The following is a 16,731-nucleotide window of genomic DNA, read 5'->3' on the forward strand; positions in this document are numbered from 1 at the left end:
AGGCCGTACCGACTGCTCGTGACCAACGAACAGCAGACCGTCGCCGTCACTGTCATCGACGGGGCCGACGAACACACTATCGACGTCGAGCGCGGCCGGAGGCTCCGGGACGCCCTGCTCGACCGGGGATTCGAGGTGTACGGCACCCTCTCCCGACACGCCAACTGCGGCGGTCGCGGACTCTGTGCGACCTGTACCGTCGACATCGAGCCGGAGATTGCTCCGGATCACTGGCACGACGCCGCGGCGGTCCAGTTCGGCTACCCTCGGCTGTCCTGCCAGATCACCGTCGAGGAACCCCTGACCGTCCGGTTGCTCGACAAACACGTCTGGGGGCAGGTCCTGCCGCGGCATCTGTGACAGGGATTAAGAGCGTGGCGCGACCCACTCCGGGTATGGACACGCTTGCAGTCACCGGCGGCGAGGTGCTCCGCCCGGACCACAGCATCGATCCCGCTGACGTTCTCATCGACACGGTAACGGGGACAATCGACGCTGTCGTCGAACCCGGTGAAGTGGACGCCGACCGCGAACTCGACGCCAGCGGCGGCCTCGTCGTCCCCGGGCTGGTCAACGCACACACCCACGTGGCGATGACGCTGTTTCGCGGCAGTGCCGACGACAAACAGCTCGACGACTGGCTCCAGGAGGACATCTGGCCCGTCGAGGCCGAACTCCAGGCCGGCGACGTGCGGGCGGGCGCGGCGCTCGGTATCGCGGAGATGATCCGCTCGGGGACGACCGCCTTCGCGGACATGTACTTCTTCATGCCGGAGGTCGCGGCGGTCGTCGAGGAGGCGGGCGTCCGCGCCCGTCTCGGCCACGGCGCGATCACCGTCGGCAAGGACGACGAGGCGGCTCACGAGGATTTCCGGGCGGGGCTGGAGTTCGCCCGCGAGTACGACGGCACAGCCGACGGGCGCGTCCGCACGATGTTCACCCCACACAGCCTCACGACCGTCGACGAGTCGTTCTACCGGGAGTACGTTCCGAAAGCCCGCGAGGACGACATCCCGATCCACTTCCACGCCAACGAGACCGAAAACGAGGTCGACCCGCTAGTCGAGGAGTACGACCAGCGCCCGCTGGAGTACGCCGACGACCTCGGACTCCTCGCCGAGAACTCCTTTCTCGCCCACGGCGTCCACGTCGACGACCGCGAGATCGAACTGCTCGCCGAACGGGAGACGGCGGTCATCCACAACCCCGCCTCGAACATGAAACTGGCGAGCGGGATGGCCCCCGTCCAGAAGCTACTCGACGCGGGCGTCCCGGTCGGACTCGGCACCGACGGCGCAGCCTCGAACAACGACCTCGACATGTTCGACGAGATGCGCGACGCGGCGATGATCGGCAAACTCGCCGCCGGGGATGCCCGGGCGGTCGACGCGCCGGCGGCCGTCGAGATGGCGACGGCCGGCAGCGCCGCGGCGGTCGGATTCGACAGCGGCCGCATCGAAGCCGGCGCGAACGCCGACCTGGCCGTGATCGATCTGGATAAGCCGCATCTCACGCCCCGACACGACCTGCTGAGCCACCTCGTCTACGCCGTCAAGGGCAGCGACGTTCGCCACACCGTCTGTGACGGCACCGTGCTGATGGCCGACCGGGAACTCCAGACCCTCGATCTGGAGGAGGTCATCGACGACGCCCGCGAACGCGCCGAGGCGCTGTTCGACCGCGCACAGGCGTAATTGTACGACCGATAATACAGAGAAATAAACGCCATAAACTGTTTTTGAAGTATGTCGCTGGCTATCGGCGGCTTTCAACGAGAGCGAACAGCCCCGTGAACGACCTAAACGGGAGGGGGGGTTTAGGTGTATCTCAGAGTAAGGAGAGGATACGATGCGCAGACAGACAGCACTGATCGTGGCCGCACTGGCATTCGGTGGGCTCGTGCTCGCCGCGGGGGCCGGCACGGCCGCCGCGGACGGGCACGCGGATCTCTCCGTGACACAGGACGACGACGGAGAGGTTACGGTGACGGTCACGCAGAACGGTTCGGCAGTCGAGAACAGCACGGTAGAAGTGACAGCGGTGGGTAACGACACCTACAACGGGAGCGGGATCTACACGACCGACGACGACGGCGAGGTCGAACTCCCCGCGCCCGAAGAGAACGCGACCGTTGAGGTGACTGCGGGGGTCGACGGTGAGACGGTCACCGTCGAGACAGAACTCGACGCGACTACTGAGGACGCAGACGAGGAAAACGAGGAGACCGAAGACGAAGAGACTGACGAGGGCGAGACCGAAGGGGAGGACTCCGAACAGTCGTTCGGACAACTGGTCTCCTCGTTCGTTCAGTCGCTGCTCAACGAGGACGTGAGCAGTGAGAACGAGACGGAGACCAACGAGACGAGCCAGAACGAAACGGCCCAGAACGAGACCGCCGAACCGATCGGCCAGCTCGTCTCCACGTTCGTCTTGAACAACAACCCGGCGGCAGACGAGACTCCGGGCGAGGCCGGCCCGCCTGATGACGCCGGCCCGGAAAACGACAGCGAGCGGGGTCCGCCCGAAGACGCGGGCCCGGACAATGACACCGAACGCGGTCCGCCCGAGGATATCGGTCCGGACAACGACACTGACCGGGGTCCGCCCGAAGACGCCGGTCCCGACAACGACACCGAACGAGGTCCGCCCGAGAATGCGGGTCCGAACGGTGAGGACGAGGAGGACGAGACCGAAGCCGAAGAAGACGAAACCGGGGACGCTGACGACGAAGGCGATCAGGAGGCCGAAGACGAGGAGGCCGACGAAGCAGCGGAGCGGGAAGCGGCTGAGGACACGGATTCGGACGACGCCGACGATGAAAACAACACGGATTCGGACGACGAGAACGCCGGGAGCGGTAACGGCGGACAGCGAGGACCGCCGGACGGTGCTGGTCGCTGAGGCGACGACCACCTCGTCGTAGCTCTTTTTCTGTTCTTTCGGGTCGGATAGCTCCGGCTCCGCCGCCGGGGACCGACCGGCTTAACAGGCTCAAAGCCAACAGGCGTGTATGCGAACTGTCGACGCGGCCGGACTGGAGATCGGAGACGACCAGCCGCCACGGATCATGGGCGTGTTGAACGTCAGCCAGGAGTCCCCGTACAAGCCGTCGGTCTTCGACGACCCGGGTGAAGCCGCTGCGTACGTCGACGAACAGCTCATCGATCAGGGCGCTGATATCGTCGATGTCGGCCTCGAATCCGCGAACAAGAAGTTCGAGGTGCTCTCCGCGGAGGAGGAACTCGAACGGCTCGACACCGCAATCGAGACGATGGAGAGCGTCAGCGGCGACGCCGTCTTCTCGATCGAGACCCGCTACCACGAGGTCGCCGAGGAGGCGCTCAAGCAGGGGTACGAGATGGTTAACGACATCTGCGGCTTCGCCGACCCGGAGATGCCGCGGGTCTGTGAGGAGTACGACGTGGCCGTCGGCAAGATGGCCAGCCCCCCGGATCTCGAACGCCCGGGTGCGATCGAGGACGTCGACGACATCTACGACGCTCTCTTCCAGAACGGGCTGACCGAGAAGACGATCATCGACCCCGCCTTCGGGGGGTGGAGCGAGGACAAGACCATCGAAGACGACCGCGAGACGTTCCGCCGACTCCGGGAGTTCCGCGCTATCGGCCAGCCGATGCTCGTCTCGATCAACCGGAAGAACTTCCTCCGGAGCATCGCGGGCCGGGATACCGAGGGCGCCCTCCCGGTCTCTCTCGCTGCCACCTCGATGGCCGTCGAGCGCGGCGCGCACATCATCAGGACCCACGACGTCGCAGAGACCCGAGACGCGGCGCTGGTCGGGGACACGTTCACGCCGGACCGAACCACCGCGACCATCGACGGCGTCGAGGTCGAGGAACTCGACGTGCGGACGGTCGGCGACGCCGCCAGATACGTCGAGGAAGACGAACGCGAACTCGCCGAGTCCGGCGTCACGGCCGCCTGCGAACTGCGCGGGTTGGACGAGCGCTCGCTCACAGAGCTGCGCGACTGCGGGCAGGACCTCGACGTCGCCGTCGGCGGATCGGAGCCGGTGTTCGTCGCGGGCTCTGTCAGTGCCGTGCGGGCGCTGGCCGAGGCCGTCGACGACGACCGGCTGACCCGGTCGCTGACGGCGGTTGCGGAGGGGTCCCGGTGAGAAAACTTATACCTAAAGAGCCAAAATCAGGCAATGACGGCCGAAAGGGCATACTCGGGCAGGGGCAGTTCGGTGTGCCATTTCGGCTCAACCCGGTTTATCTGGGCCGTGATTGCTTCCGGAGAGAGCGGGGTGTGTAGCCGTGGAGTTCGACGAGTGGGAACCAGTCTACGAGCGCATTCTCTCGGCGTTCGGCTACGGCCGCGGCGGAGACGAACGGGTCAGGGACCGACTCCAGAGACTGGTTGCGGGCAGCGAGACGTTCGAGACAGAGCGGGTCGACTGGACCGGACAGACCGTCGCGATAGCCGGCGGTGCGGACTCGCTGATCGAACCGACGGCGCTGCAAACTGCACGGGACGCGGATATCGTCGTCGCTGCCTCCGTCGCGGCGGATCGCCTCCGTGACAGGGAGATTGCGGTCGACTGCATGGTGACTGATCTCGACAAGAACCCCGCCACTGTCCGTGATCTCACCGCCGACGGGGTTCCGGCCGCCGTCCACGCTCACGGTGACAATCTCGACCTCGTCGAGGAGTGGGTTCCGCGACTCGACACGGCCTTCGTGATCCCGACAACACAGGCCGAGCCGACCGGAGCCGTCCACAACTTCGGTGGCTTCACCGACGGGGATCGGGCCGCCTTTCTGGCGGACGAGTTCGGCGCCGCGAGGTTGGTCTTTCCCGGCTGGGAGTTCGACGATCCGACGGTCGACGAGGAGAAACGTGCCAAGCTCGGGTGGGCCGAGCGGCTGTTGCACTGGCTCGAACGCCGACGCGACGAGCGATTCGACATCCTCGACGGACGGAGAGCGGACATCGACCGCGACGCCCTGCCCCTGTGAGTGGCCGCGCTATCGCGGGACGGCCTTTTGTCGTATCCAGCCGAAGAGGGTGGTGATGGCCCTCCTGACGCTTGCGTACGTGTTGCACGTCCTCTCGGCGGCCCTGTGGACCGGTGCGACACTGTACGTCGTCTACGCAGTGCTTCCGGGCGCCCGTGCCGGTCGGCTCGGTCCGGCGGCGTTCACCGAACAACTCCACCGGCTGTTGCTCATCACTCGCTGGACCGGTGTCGTCCTCCCACTCACCGGGGGATACATGATCTGGGTCCGGTATCCGCTCCCGCTGTTGCTCGACACTCCCCGGGGCTGGGCCGTGCTGGCGATGCTGTCGCTGTGGGGCATCATGAACACGCTCATCGAAATCGGCGTGCTCCGGATGCGCCGTGTCGGGGGCCCCGTCGGGATCGGTACGTATCTCCAGGAGGGGTTCCCGGTCGAGCGCCTTCCTCCCGGTATCGAGACGGCAACACTGCTCGGGCGCGTGCGACCGTATCTCCTCGCCAGCGCCGCCTGTGCGGTGCTGTTGCTGGGCGATGCGGCACTGTTGGCTGTCGGTCTCTGATCGGCGGTGAGAATACGCGTCTCCGGTCAGCCGGCAGTAATTAGAGCAGACCCGTCTTCTGCAGTTTCATCAGATCCTCGGTGTCCAGCGTTTCGCCCTCCTTGAACTGCTGGTAGATCTCTTCGGCTTCCTCGCGTGCGGCTTCCTGTTTCTCCTCGCGCTGCTCGCGCTCCTCTTCCTCTTCTTTCTTGTCGAGTTCGCGCAGGCGCTTCTGGACGCGGACGAAGTCCTCGTGGTGCTGGTCCGCGGCCTCCTGAGCCTCGACGAACTTCTCGTGCATCTCGTCGGCCTCGTCGCGGATCTCGTCGGCCTCGCGGTAGGCCTCGATCATCTCGTTGTGGTGTTTCTGGGCCTCGTCAGCGAGTTCCGTCACCTTCTGGTGGTGTTTCGAGGCCTCGGCACGGACCTCCTCCGCCTTCTCTTCGAGTTCGTCGATCTCTTCGTTCTGGTCGAGTTTCTCCTTTTTCTCCTGGAGCTTCTCGCGCTTCTCCTCGATTTTTTCGATGAGTTCGCGCTCGTCCTCGGTGTCGAGCACCTCGGTCTGCTGTTTGAACTCCAGATCTTCGATCTCGGATTCGAGCTCCTCGATATCCTTCCCCTCGTCGAGTTTGGCGTCGTCCTTGAGCTGCTCGACCTTGTCGAACAGCTCGTTGGCCTCCGCGTTGAGTTCGTTACGTTTCTCCTTGTGCTCTTGGACCTGCTCGTTGAGTTCGTCGCGAGTCTCCCGGTGTTCCTGGGCCTCGTCGACTTTCTCGCGGGTCTTGGCGTTGAGTTCGTCGCGCTTAGAGGCCCGTTCGGAGGCCATCTGGTTCAACTCGTTACGCCGGTCGCGGAGTTTCCCGGCGAGTTTGATAAGTTCGCCTTTGGATTTGTTTTCGAGCTCTTCGTCTGTGACTTCGATGTTTTTGGACTCGTCTATCGAATCTGCCATGGTTGTACCTCGATGCCATATGCGCTGCGGCGGTATGTAGCACTCACCCGTCGGATCTGCTGTCGTCGAAAACAGGCGTTCCCTATCATGTTGGGCGAAATGCTGTACGACCGAAACGCCGCACGCGTTCTGGTGATTATCTATACTACGGGACCGGATTTAAAGATTCCGGTCGAACAACCCTGTGGCGCGTGTTCTCAAGGGGCGGCGTTTCGCCAGCGGGCGAGGTCGTAGACGTTCCTCACGCGCCGGTCGTCGAGGGCGAGTTCGAGACGAACCTGCTCCGCTTCTGCGGGGATATCGATGGGTCCGCCGGTCCACCGGCCGCTCTCTCCGACGGTGAGATCGAGCGTTCCGTCGGCGCTGCCGGCCTCCCAGCGGAGCGTCGCGGAGAGCCCCTTCGGAGTATCGTTGACGACGGTGAGTTCGCTCTCGTGGTCTCCGGGCGTATCCAGAAACGCCTGAACGGGTTCGAACGACTGTCGGACGACCTCTGACGCCCGTTTCCCTTCGCCATCGTAGGCGTACACGCCCATGCCCGCGCTGTCCGTATCCCGGAGAGCGAACGCGATTGCCCCGGTCCGCTCGCGGCGGAGATACTCGATCACTCGGCGCAACACTTCCGACTGGTACCGCTGCGACTCGTCTGTTCCGCCGTCGACGTGTCGCTGGTGTTTGCTCGCGTCGAATCCGCTGACTCCGCCGCCGTCCCACGCGTCGGTGACCGACCCGGCTCCGAACTCCGCGACAACCGAGGCCGGGAACCGGTCGAGCAGGGAACCGATCTCCTCGGACTCGCCGTAGCTCCAGCCCGGGTAGTACGAGCCCACGTCACCGCCGACGCCCGGGCCGCCGACGACCGGAACCGACGGTCTGTGTTCGGGTAGAGCCGCGGCGACCTGCTCCGCCGGGCCGGCGTCGTACCCGGAGCGCCACGCCCGATACCGGAACCGGAGCCTGTCGACCGTTCCGGTCCCGAGTCCGTCGTCGAAAGCGTCGACGGGATCGTCGTGAACGGCCGTACAGGCCAGACACGGATACCGGCTGTACTGCCGAGCGAGCGCCGTCGCGAGCTGTTTCGCCCGGTCGGTGTCGAACTCGCCGGGGCCCGTCAGCGGGAGGTCCTGCCAGACCAACACCCCCTCGTTCATGCACCGCTCGTACAGTTCGTCCGGGAGGACGTGGCCGTGTGCCCGGACGAGGTTCGCGTTGCACTCCAGCGCGCGGTCGACGTCCGCCTCCTCGGCGGTCACGAGGTTGATCCCGCGGATCGGAACTGGCTGGTCGTTGACCCGCAGGCGGCCGTCGTCGAACTCGATGTCGCAGATGCCGGTCGTACGGGTCCGCTCCGCGTCTCCCAGTTTCGCCCGTAGCGTGTACAGGTGTTGCTCGCCCAGACCCCGAGGCCACCACAGTTCGGGGTCGTGTACGTCGACAGTGTGTTCGACGACCGTCCGTCCGGGCTCGTCCGTCTCGATGCTCCCTCGCTGCATCATTCCCCGGGAGTTGGTGTCGCCGGCCGGCCTGACCGAGTAGGTGATGTGATCGTCGAGCGGGCCGTCGGTGACGACCGTCGTCCGGAGATCGAGCCGCGCTCCGTCGCTGTCGGCCACGGGTGTGATGTCGATCCGGTCGATGTACGGGAGCGAGCAGGTTTCGAGGGTCGCGCCCCACCAGATTCCCGGGGTGGACTGCTCGTCCGGGACCGTATCCGTGTCGTGGATCCCGCCGAACCGGTCGGTGGGTCGGTGACATGTGACCGTGAGTTCGGTCTCCTCCTCCGGGACGAACGGGATCCGCAGCGGTCGAAAATAGGTGTCGTGTTCGACGGCGCCGTCGCCGTCGAGACGGTCTGCACTCAACTCCACCTCGGCGTGTGCGTACAGCCCCCGCAGTTCCAGCACTGCAATCTCGTCGTCCGGCCCGCGCGGATCCGCGAACGAACTCGCGTACTCGACCGTCTCGGCCCCCGCCAGCCCCTCCGGCCGGCCGGGAACGGTGGCCGACTGCTCGGTCGACGCCTCGGATCGGGGGTCGCGTACCCGCCACTCGTCGAACATATTACTCGGGGTGTCCCCCGCCGGCATAGCCTTTTCGCGTTCGCACGCGACGGCTTGCACCGAACCGCTTTTGCCCTCGCCTGCGCAATGACCGGCCGATGGACGCTCTCCTCGTCGGTGCGGGCGCGATGGGTCAGTGGCTCGGCTCGGTGCTCTCCGGGGCCGGCCTCCTGACCGAGCTTTCGGTGCTCGATACCGACCCTCAGCGGGCGCGTGAGACGGCCGAGACAGTCGGCGGTCGTGCGGTCTCGCCCGAGACGGTCCCGACCGCTGATCTGGTCTGTATCGCCGTTCCGATCCCCGCGGCCGCCGACGCCATCGCGACGTACGCCGGGTACGCCGACGCCGCGATACTCGACGTGACGGGGACGATGGCCCGACCGGTCGACGCGATGACTGAGCACGCCCCCGACTGTGAGCGGCTGAGCCTGCACCCGCTGTTCGCTCCCGAGAACGAACCGGGCAACGTTCCGGCCGTCGTCGACGCCGGCGGCCCGATCACCGACGACGTGCTCGCGGCGCTGCGCGACCGCGGCAACGATGTCTTCGAGACGACCGTCGAGGAACACGACGCGGCGATGGAGACGGTTCAGGCCCGCACGCACGCCGCCGTTCTCGCTTTCGGACTGGCCGCGGAGGAGGTCCCCGAACGGTTCCAGACGCCGATCTCGACGGAACTGACGAGGCTCGCCGAGCAGGTGACCGGCGGCGAGAGCCGGGTGTACGCCGATATCCAGGCCGCCTTCGAGGGCGCGGACGACGTCGCAGAGGCGGCGCGGCGACTCGCCGACGCCGACGCAGAGCAGTTCGAGCGACTGTACGACGAGGCCAGGTTGGAGACCCCAGAGTAATGGACGACACACAACGCAGTCAGGTACTCGACAACGCGAAGTACCTCCGCGAGGTCAGACCCATCGACCCCGAGGAGATCCACGAATACGTCCGGGGCCAACCCCACCCGGCCGCCGTCAGGCAGGTGCTGCGGGAGTCCGCCCTCGAACTCGGGCTGGTCGAACGCGAGGACGGCCGGTTCGAGCCCGCGTCGACCGATCCCGTCGATCTCTCCTTCGACGGCGTCGACTCGCTCCCCTCCGAGATCGCGCTGTCGGTCGAGGAACTACTGCTCGACGCGTTCGGCCCGGGCTGGCCCGACGGCACCTCGGGAGACCGCCTCCGCGCCACGATCCGCGATTTCAAACGGCAGTATCTCAGCGGCGGCGAGGTGACATACGACGAGGTGACGGCGCTCGGGTACGCGATCTATCACCTCCCGACGTACTTCGCCGCGACACAGTACGTGCTCGCGGACCTGGCCGCCGACGGGCTGCTCTCGGGAGAGCTTCGCGTGCTCGATGTCGGGGCCGGCGTCGGCGGCCCGGCGCTCGGGCTCTCGGAGCTGTTACCGGACGATACCCTGATCGAGTACCACGCTGTCGAACCGAGCGACGCGGCCGACGTGCTCGAGGACCTCCTCGACACGACCGGCCGGAACTTCCACCCGGCGATCCACCGTGAACGGGTCGAGACCGCCCCGTACGACGGCGAGTTCGACCTGATCCTCTGTGCGAACGTCCTCTCGGAACTGGACGATCCCGAGTCGGTGGTGGAGGATCTGCTCGATCACCTCGCGGCCGACGGCACGCTCTGCGCGATTGCTCCCGCGGACCGCAACACTGCGATACGGCTCCGGGAGATCGAGCGCACCGCCGAACGGGAGGCCGGGGCGACGATCTACGCCCCGACAGTTCGGCTGTGGCCTCACGAACGGCCCGAGAGCACTTCGTGGTCGTTCGACCGCAGACCCGACCTCGACGTGCCCGCCTTCCAGCGCCGACTCGACGAGGGCGAGCGCACGCCGGAGTTCGACGACCCCGACAGCGACCGCGAGCCGGGCGACGGCGAGTTCGTCAACGTCGATGTGCAGTACGCTTGCTCCCTGCTGCGCACCGATGGCCGCCGCCGGCTCGATATCGACCTCTCGGGGGGTCGGTTCGCCAAGATGGCCGAGACGGAGCGCCACGTCACCGACCGGATCGACTGCGCCGGGGTCAAACTGAGCACCGACCTCGCCGACGGCGGCAACCCCCTGTTTCTGATCGGCGACGGCAGCCAGAAGATCGATCACTTCGCGGTCCTCACCGAGGAGTCGCTGCTCAACGAGGATCTCCGGCGGGCCGACTACGGAGAGTTCCTCCAGATCGAGAACGTGCTGGTCCTCTGGAACGACGACGAGGGGGCGTACAACCTCGTCGTCGACGGGGAGACGGTCGTCGAACGGCTGCCGGCCTGACCCGCAGGCTTGAAGCGCTGTCCGCACTTGCGTATCGCCATGGACGACCTCGACATCTTGGTGACGAACGACGACGGGATCGACTCGCTGGGGTTTCACGCGCTGTACGATGGCCTCTCCGAGATCGGGTCGGTCACCGCCGTCGCGCCGGCAGACGACCAGAGCGCGGTCGGACGGACGGTCTCACAGACCGTCACCGTCCGCGAGCACGACCTCGGCTACGTCATCGAGGGGACGCCGGTCGACTGCGTCGTCGCCGGTCTCTCCTCGCTGTGCCCGGAGACGGATCTGGTCGTCGCGGGCTGTAACCAGGGGGCGAACATGGGGGCGGCGGTGCTGGGGCGGTCGGGGACCGTCAGCGCGGCCGTCGAGGCCGCCTTTCACGGCGTCCCCGGCATCGCGACCTCGCTGTACGTGCCCAGCCCGGAGTGGGAGAAAGCCTCGGAGATTCCAAGCGAGTCCTACGCGGCCGCGGTCGACGCGACGAGATATCTCGCGGACCGGGCCTTCGAGGCCGGGCTCTTCGAGGTGGCCGATTACCTGAATATCAACGCCCCGACGACGGACATCTGCACCGGCGAGATGGAGATCACCCGCCCCTCTCACGTCTACGAACTCTCCTCTCGACAGGACGGCGACCAGATCGACCTCGTCAACCCGATCTGGGAGAAACTCGCCGACGGCGATATCCCCGACCCCGAGGGGACGGACAGGCGGGCCATCGTCGAGAACAGGATCAGCGTCTCCCCCCTGACAGCCCCACATACCACGGAGCGGACCGAGGTGCTGGCGGATCTGGCTGCGGAGTACTCGCTCCAGTAGCGGCGAACGCGGGAGCGTAGATACCCGGCGGTATTTTTACCCTCCGGGGCAATCGGACTGGTATGACACCGACGGCAGGCGATCAGGCACCGGAGTTCGAGGCGCTGCTCTGCACAGGTGAGTCGTTCAGATCGACGACGCTGGACGCGGCGCTGGACGGCGGGGGTGTGCTCGTCTTCTTCGGCTTTGCCTTCTCGGCCATCGACGAGAACTGGTGGAAACGATACGACCGCGCCGGCTGGGACGAGTTCGATGTCCCGGTTCTGGGGGTGAGTCGGGACGGCCCGTACGCGCAGAACGCGTTCATCCGCTATCTAGAGAGTCCGTTCCGGATGTTCTCCGATACGGACGGCGAGGCCAGCGAGGCGTTCGGTCTGCTGACCGAGCGCGAGGGGATGGCCGACACGTCGACGCCGATGCGGTCGGTGTTCGTCATCGACGACGACGGCGAGATCACCTACGACTGGGTGGCCGACGACTGGATCTCGCCGGTTCCGCGCGAGGAGATCGAGGAGGCGGTCGCCGACCTGTAGCGGGGCCATTTCCAAACTGTTTAGACGGCTCGTTGACCTATGACCCGGTATGACAGTACGCGCAGGCATCCTCGGCGCGACAGGGGCGGTCGGACAGCGGCTCATCCAACTTCTCGAACCACATCCGGAGTTCGAGATTGCGGCGCTCACGGCGAGTGAGGACAGCGCCGGCAAACGGTACGACGAGGCGGCCAAGTGGCGGATCGACGTGCCGATCCCCGACTCGGTCGCGGAGATGACCGTCGGCGCGACCACGCCGGAGGACGTTCCGGACGACGTCGATCTCATCTTCTCGTCGCTTCCGTCGAGCGTCGGCGAGGAAGTCGAACCGGCCTTCTGTGAGGCGGGGTATATCGTCTCCTCGAACTCCTCGAACGCGCGAGCCGACGACGACGTGCCACTGACGATTCCCGAGGTCAACGCCGACCACATCGACCTGATCGAGGTCCAGCGGGACGAACGGGGCTGGGACGGCGCGCTCGTCAAGAACCCGAACTGCTCGACGATCACGATGGTGCCGCCGCTGGCGGCGCTCGACGAGGCGTTCGGACTCGACCGGATCACCGTCTCGACGCTGCAGGCCGTCTCCGGCGCGGGCTATTCCGGGGTCACGTCGATGGAGATCATCGACAACGCCATCCCGCACATCGGCGGCGAGGAGCGGAAGATGGAGACCGAATCGCGGAAACTGCTCGGCGAGTTCGACGGTGCGGAGGTCTCCTGGCACGGTGCCCGCGTCGACGCCTCCTGCAACCGGATTCCCACCCTCGACGGCCACCTCGAAAACGTCTGGACGGACACCGAGGCGGACGCCACCGTCGAGGAAGCCAAGGAGGCGATGCGGTCGTACCCGACGCTCGACCTGCACAGCTCTCCCGAGCAACTCATCCACGTCTTCGAGCAGCCGGACCGCCCGCAGCCGCGACTGGACCGCGACGCGGACAACGGGATGGCAATCGCGGCCGGCGGCATCCAGGAGACCGACGGCGGACTCCAGTTCAACTGCCTGGCACACAACACCCTGCGCGGTGCGGCCGGCGCGTCGGTGCTGAACGGCGAACTGCTACTCGAGCGCGGCTACCTGTAATCCGAGACCAGTACGTATAGGTGACCGTATCACGAAGGCGTCTCTGTGACAGGGAGCGACCGGACAGCGATCCTCGGCGGGACGTTCACACCGATTCACAACGGCCATCGAGCACTGTTACACAAGGCGTTCCAGACAGCGTCGCACGACGGCCCGGGTGACGGTCACGTCATCGTCGGACTGACCTCCTCGAAACTCGCCACGGAGACGCGGGAGAACACCGAACACGCCGAGCAACTGGGATCGTACGACCAGCGCCGGGAAACGCTGGCTGCGGAACTCGACATTCTCGCGGAGACGTACACGGCGAGCTACGAAATTGTCAAGCTACAGGACACCTACGGCCCTGCCGCGACGCGGCCGGACGCCGACGCACTGATCGTCTCTCCGGAAGCGAAGGCACAGCGGCGAGCGAACGAACTCAACGAGGAGCGGATCGAACGCGGTCTCGACCGACTGGAAATCCACACCGCCCCGTTCGTCGTCGCCGAAGACGGCACGAGAATCAGCAGCACGCGCATCCGAAACGGCGAGATCGATCCCGACGGACGGATCATCGACGACTGACGGCCACTGTTCCCGCACTCAGATCGCGTACTCCGATTCCCGGAACTGCACGTAGTTTCCGCTCTTGAATCGGCTTTTGGTCCGCTTGTAGCCGTACAGCAGTTTGAAGCCGGTCAGCCCGGCACGTAGCGTGCTCCGCCAGTTGTAGTTGCCGCGGTTGACCATCGTCTCGGCCGCGCCGAAGGCCCGGTCCCAGTCGCTCGGCTGGTACTCCCTGACGAGTTCGGCCATCGTCACGTTGCGGAGGAACTCGGAATCTAGCGCCGACTGCCACTCGCGGTTGTAGCCGGTGAGATCGCCCTCTCCGGCGAGTCGGCCCGCGATCTTTCCGGTCCGGACCGCAACGTGGTCGCCGCCCTCGTGAAATGCCGACGTGCCGCCCATCGCGCCGCCGACGACCGCGATACCGGCCTTCGTCGGTGATTCGATCGGCCGGGTCGAAGAGATGGCGTACGTCTCCGTCCCGTTCCGTTTGCCGCGGTCCTCGACGAGCGGGAAATCGTCGATGTCGTATCCCGGGTACTCCCGCTCGATCAGCCGTTCGATGTACGTCCGACCCTGCGGGATACGCGTGTCCTCCTCACGAAGTAGCTCCCAGATCCGGGGGTCGAAGTCGTCGATATCCAGTCCGATGGGCATCGTCAGCCCGATCCGGGCGACGTTGCCGTCGTTCGGGAACACCCACGGATATGCGGTGTGTCCGGGCATCAGCCCCCACCAGAACTTCAGCCGCGAGGGTTCGTGGATCTCCTCGGGCACCTCGCGGTGCTCCTGATAGGCGATGTGGTTGACCTCCGTCGGATTGAGCACGGTCTCGATAGCACGGTCCGTGGTGAACTGGTCGAGCGTCTCCGTCGTGACCGTCCGCTGGGGACCGTCCGCGAGGATGAGATACTCGGCGGTGATCTCCTCGCCGTTGGACAGCGTCAGGGTGTGCTCGTGGCCGCCGTTGACGGAACTCTCGACGCTCGTGACGCTGTCGCCAACCTGGTAGTTCGCGCCCGCGGACTCGGCCCGTTCGCGGAGCCAGTCGTCGAACTTCGCCCGGTGAAAGGCGAGGCCGAACTCCGGATACGAGGCCTCGATCCCGGTCTCGTCGATCCGGAAGGTCTCCGAGGGGCCGATGAAATCCGCCCCGTCCAGCGTCCGGAGAACAACGTCGTCGGGAATCTCGTCGGGTTCGAATCCCATCAGATCGATCCAGTAATCGAGCAGACCCGCCGCGTCGGTCGAGTCGGGGCCCGGCCCTGCTCGGTCCGCGCGTGGCACCCCTTTCTCGATAACGAGCGCGTTCGCACCCGCCGACGCGGCCGCTTCCGCCGCAGATGTCCCGGCGGGTCCGCCACCAACAATTGCTACGTCGACACGCTCCATACCAGTAGCCCATACACTCGGTGCTTAAATCCACTGTTATCCGTCCCGGTACGCCGCCCGCCGGCACCGTCATGAACGCGAACAGACAGTGTCCGATTCGGTTCAAAAAATACTATGTCCTGTCATATCATACCAATGCTAGAATGTGTCCCGAGTCAGAGCCGCCGGACGGCGATTCAGGGCTCTCGCGGAGAGCGTTGTTCAAATCGGTCGGTGCGGGACTGTCGTCGCTGTCGCTGTTCGGCATGACTGGGCGGGCCTCTCGTCCCGAGGCGGGATCGACGGGCGGGACAGCGGAGACGAGGACGACCGTCGAGGAGCCGGTTGACACGACTGTCGGGTTCGACAGCGGGACGATCACGACCAGCGAAACCACGACGATATCATGCGAGTGGGACCTCGGCGCTCAGACCGCCCCGGGCCGGTTTCACACTCTGGCGTTGCTCGTTCAGTCTGCAAACATCGACTCGCCGGAGACGGCAGTCGTGCCGTTCGCCCCGGATAGTGCCTGGGAGTACGATATCACCGACGAGAGCGTTCCGATCCGCGGGGCGACGTATCGGTGGTCGGTCAGAGACAGGTGGACGACTCCCGGGAGATACCGGGTCGAAGCGATCGTCAGTCCGTATCTTCCCGGCGATATCACGGCGGTGGCCGGCCCGTACGGTGGCGACGCCTTCGGCTGGTCAGAGGCGACGCTGTCGGTCGAATGGTGACCTGAGCCGTCAGGAGGACTGATGGATCGATCGCTTCGCTGTGTCGAGGCGCGGTCGGGTCGTCACGTCCTCGATTGTGGATTCGAGCGTCGATTCGTCCACGGGCTTTCGTAGATACTCGTCGAGCGGTGACTCCGAGAGACAGACATCTGCTGGCTCCGAGCTAATCATGACGATCGGGCAGTCGTAGCCCGCTGTCCGCATCTCCGCCGCAACGTCGAGGCCGGAGGGACCGGGCATGTTTCGGTCCATGAGAACCAGGTCGACGCTGTGATCGATCCTGTCGAGCGCGACCGTCCCGTTCGGGGCTGTCTCCACTGCGTGGTCGTCCTCCAGCCAGAACGCGTAGAGATCCCGGCAGCCGTCAGTATCGTCCACGATCAACACGTCGAGTGACTCCATCATCCGTCGTATCCCACACATCGTGAAGATCCTTACTTAATTGTGCATACCGTCCAGAATCGTTTACACTGTTTACCGCGTTTTCTCGCGGCTTAAGAACCAACCAGTCCACTACAGATACACTCAATGGTTGTAAGTGGCTTCAAATGGAAAAAATCGGTTCTCGACACCTGTTTTCGAGTAATCATTCGAAGGAAGAATTATCTATTAGCTGACCTGCGAGCGATCAGTGTCCTCGTTCGGCCGGAGTTCCCGCCCGTACGAAGGGTCTAAACGGCTGGGGGGTCACGTCACTGATGCGTGCCCCAGTCCCCGCGTGAGCAGACCCACTCGGGTGCGATGACGGCGCGGTGAACCCGGGCATGCGATATCCCGTCCCGTCTGGGACACGGTGGTGGCTGACGC

General features: G+C 65.5%; 17 protein-coding genes. 13 read left to right on the forward strand and 4 right to left on the reverse strand.

The window, feature by feature from the left end; translation table 11 throughout:
• Positions 1 to 18 precede the first annotated feature (18 nt).
• The 6 genes from GRX03_RS11585 to GRX03_RS11610 all read left to right on the forward strand — a co-directional run bounded on the left by GRX03_RS11585 (position 19) and on the right by GRX03_RS11610 (position 5,544).
• Positions 19 to 360, forward strand: coding sequence for a 2Fe-2S iron-sulfur cluster-binding protein (locus tag GRX03_RS11585; protein WP_368278363.1), 342 nt, complete (start codon positions 19 to 21; stop codon positions 358 to 360).
• A 35-nt stretch (positions 361 to 395) separates the two neighbouring features.
• Positions 396 to 1,694 carry an amidohydrolase gene (locus GRX03_RS11590; protein WP_159764368.1) on the forward strand — a complete coding sequence of 433 codons (1,299 nt, stop codon included), beginning with the start codon at positions 396 to 398 and terminating at the stop codon, positions 1,692 to 1,694.
• 154 nt (positions 1,695 to 1,848) lie between these two features.
• Positions 1,849 to 2,901 carry a hypothetical protein gene (locus GRX03_RS11595; protein ID WP_159764369.1) on the forward strand — a complete coding sequence of 351 codons (1,053 nt, stop codon included), beginning with the start codon at positions 1,849 to 1,851 and terminating at the stop codon, positions 2,899 to 2,901.
• Positions 2,902 to 3,010: 109 nt separating this feature from the next.
• The gene (folP, locus tag GRX03_RS11600) at positions 3,011 to 4,138 is read left to right on the forward strand and encodes a dihydropteroate synthase (RefSeq protein ID WP_159764370.1); all 1,128 of its coding nucleotides are present in this window, start codon (positions 3,011 to 3,013) and stop codon (positions 4,136 to 4,138) included.
• 142 nt (positions 4,139 to 4,280) lie between these two features.
• Positions 4,281 to 4,982 carry a 6-hydroxymethylpterin diphosphokinase MptE-like protein gene (locus GRX03_RS11605; protein WP_368278367.1) on the forward strand — a complete coding sequence of 234 codons (702 nt, stop codon included), beginning with the start codon at positions 4,281 to 4,283 and terminating at the stop codon, positions 4,980 to 4,982.
• A gap of 55 nt (positions 4,983 to 5,037) precedes the next feature.
• Positions 5,038 to 5,544 (forward strand): copper resistance protein CopD, encoded by a 507-nt coding sequence (locus GRX03_RS11610; RefSeq protein WP_159764372.1) that lies wholly within the window; start codon positions 5,038 to 5,040, stop codon positions 5,542 to 5,544.
• 40 nt (positions 5,545 to 5,584) lie between these two features.
• On the opposite strand, the gene GRX03_RS11615 is transcribed toward GRX03_RS11610, so the two are convergent.
• Positions 5,585 to 6,475, reverse strand: a complete 891-nt coding sequence (locus GRX03_RS11615) for a coiled-coil protein (protein ID WP_159764373.1) — start codon at positions 6,473 to 6,475, stop codon at positions 5,585 to 5,587.
• A 197-nt stretch (positions 6,476 to 6,672) separates the two neighbouring features.
• Positions 6,673 to 8,535, reverse strand: coding sequence for a hydrolase (locus GRX03_RS11620; RefSeq protein ID WP_159764374.1), 1,863 nt, complete (start codon positions 8,533 to 8,535; stop codon positions 6,673 to 6,675).
• Between the two features lie 98 nt (positions 8,536 to 8,633).
• On the opposite strand from GRX03_RS11620, the gene GRX03_RS11625 reads away from it, so the two are divergent.
• From GRX03_RS11625 to GRX03_RS11650, 6 genes are all read left to right on the forward strand, one after another.
• On the forward strand, positions 8,634 to 9,386 hold the full coding sequence (locus tag GRX03_RS11625; protein ID WP_159764375.1) for a prephenate dehydrogenase/arogenate dehydrogenase family protein: 753 nt from the start codon (positions 8,634 to 8,636) through the stop codon (positions 9,384 to 9,386).
• Positions 9,386 to 10,825: a small ribosomal subunit Rsm22 family protein gene (locus GRX03_RS11630; RefSeq protein WP_159764376.1), complete on the forward strand. Its 1,440-nt coding sequence runs from the start codon at positions 9,386 to 9,388 to the stop codon at positions 10,823 to 10,825. Before GRX03_RS11625 ends, GRX03_RS11630 begins: the two co-directional genes overlap by 1 nt.
• Before the next feature lie 39 nt (positions 10,826 to 10,864).
• Positions 10,865 to 11,647, forward strand: a complete 783-nt coding sequence (gene surE, locus GRX03_RS11635) for a 5'/3'-nucleotidase SurE (protein ID WP_159764377.1) — start codon at positions 10,865 to 10,867, stop codon at positions 11,645 to 11,647.
• A gap of 62 nt (positions 11,648 to 11,709) precedes the next feature.
• Positions 11,710 to 12,180 carry a peroxiredoxin family protein gene (locus tag GRX03_RS11640; protein WP_159764378.1) on the forward strand — a complete coding sequence of 157 codons (471 nt, stop codon included), beginning with the start codon at positions 11,710 to 11,712 and terminating at the stop codon, positions 12,178 to 12,180.
• 49 nt (positions 12,181 to 12,229) lie between these two features.
• Complete coding sequence (gene asd, locus GRX03_RS11645) at positions 12,230 to 13,267, forward strand: aspartate-semialdehyde dehydrogenase (RefSeq protein ID WP_159764379.1); 1,038 nt, start codon at positions 12,230 to 12,232, stop codon at positions 13,265 to 13,267.
• Positions 13,268 to 13,312: 45 nt separating this feature from the next.
• Complete coding sequence (locus tag GRX03_RS11650; protein ID WP_368278369.1) at positions 13,313 to 13,834, forward strand: phosphopantetheine adenylyltransferase; 522 nt, start codon at positions 13,313 to 13,315, stop codon at positions 13,832 to 13,834.
• Positions 13,835 to 13,852: 18 nt separating this feature from the next.
• Here the strand turns inward: GRX03_RS11650 and GRX03_RS11655 are convergent, their stop codons facing one another.
• Positions 13,853 to 15,208, reverse strand: a complete 1,356-nt coding sequence (locus GRX03_RS11655) for an NAD(P)/FAD-dependent oxidoreductase (RefSeq protein ID WP_159764380.1) — start codon at positions 15,206 to 15,208, stop codon at positions 13,853 to 13,855.
• 143 nt (positions 15,209 to 15,351) lie between these two features.
• On the opposite strand from GRX03_RS11655, the gene GRX03_RS11660 reads away from it, so the two are divergent.
• A complete protein-coding gene (locus GRX03_RS11660; RefSeq protein ID WP_159764381.1) occupies positions 15,352 to 15,924 on the forward strand; it encodes a hypothetical protein in 573 nt (190 codons plus the stop codon).
• Positions 15,925 to 15,933: 9 nt separating this feature from the next.
• On the opposite strand, the gene GRX03_RS11665 is transcribed toward GRX03_RS11660, so the two are convergent.
• Positions 15,934 to 16,326 (reverse strand): response regulator transcription factor, encoded by a 393-nt coding sequence (locus tag GRX03_RS11665; protein WP_159764382.1) that lies wholly within the window; start codon positions 16,324 to 16,326, stop codon positions 15,934 to 15,936.
• Between the last annotated feature and the right edge of the window lie 405 nt (positions 16,327 to 16,731).

It is taken from the genome of Halovenus carboxidivorans (assembly GCF_009831575.1).
Lineage (GTDB): Archaea > Halobacteriota > Halobacteria > Halobacteriales > Haloarculaceae > Halovenus > Halovenus carboxidivorans.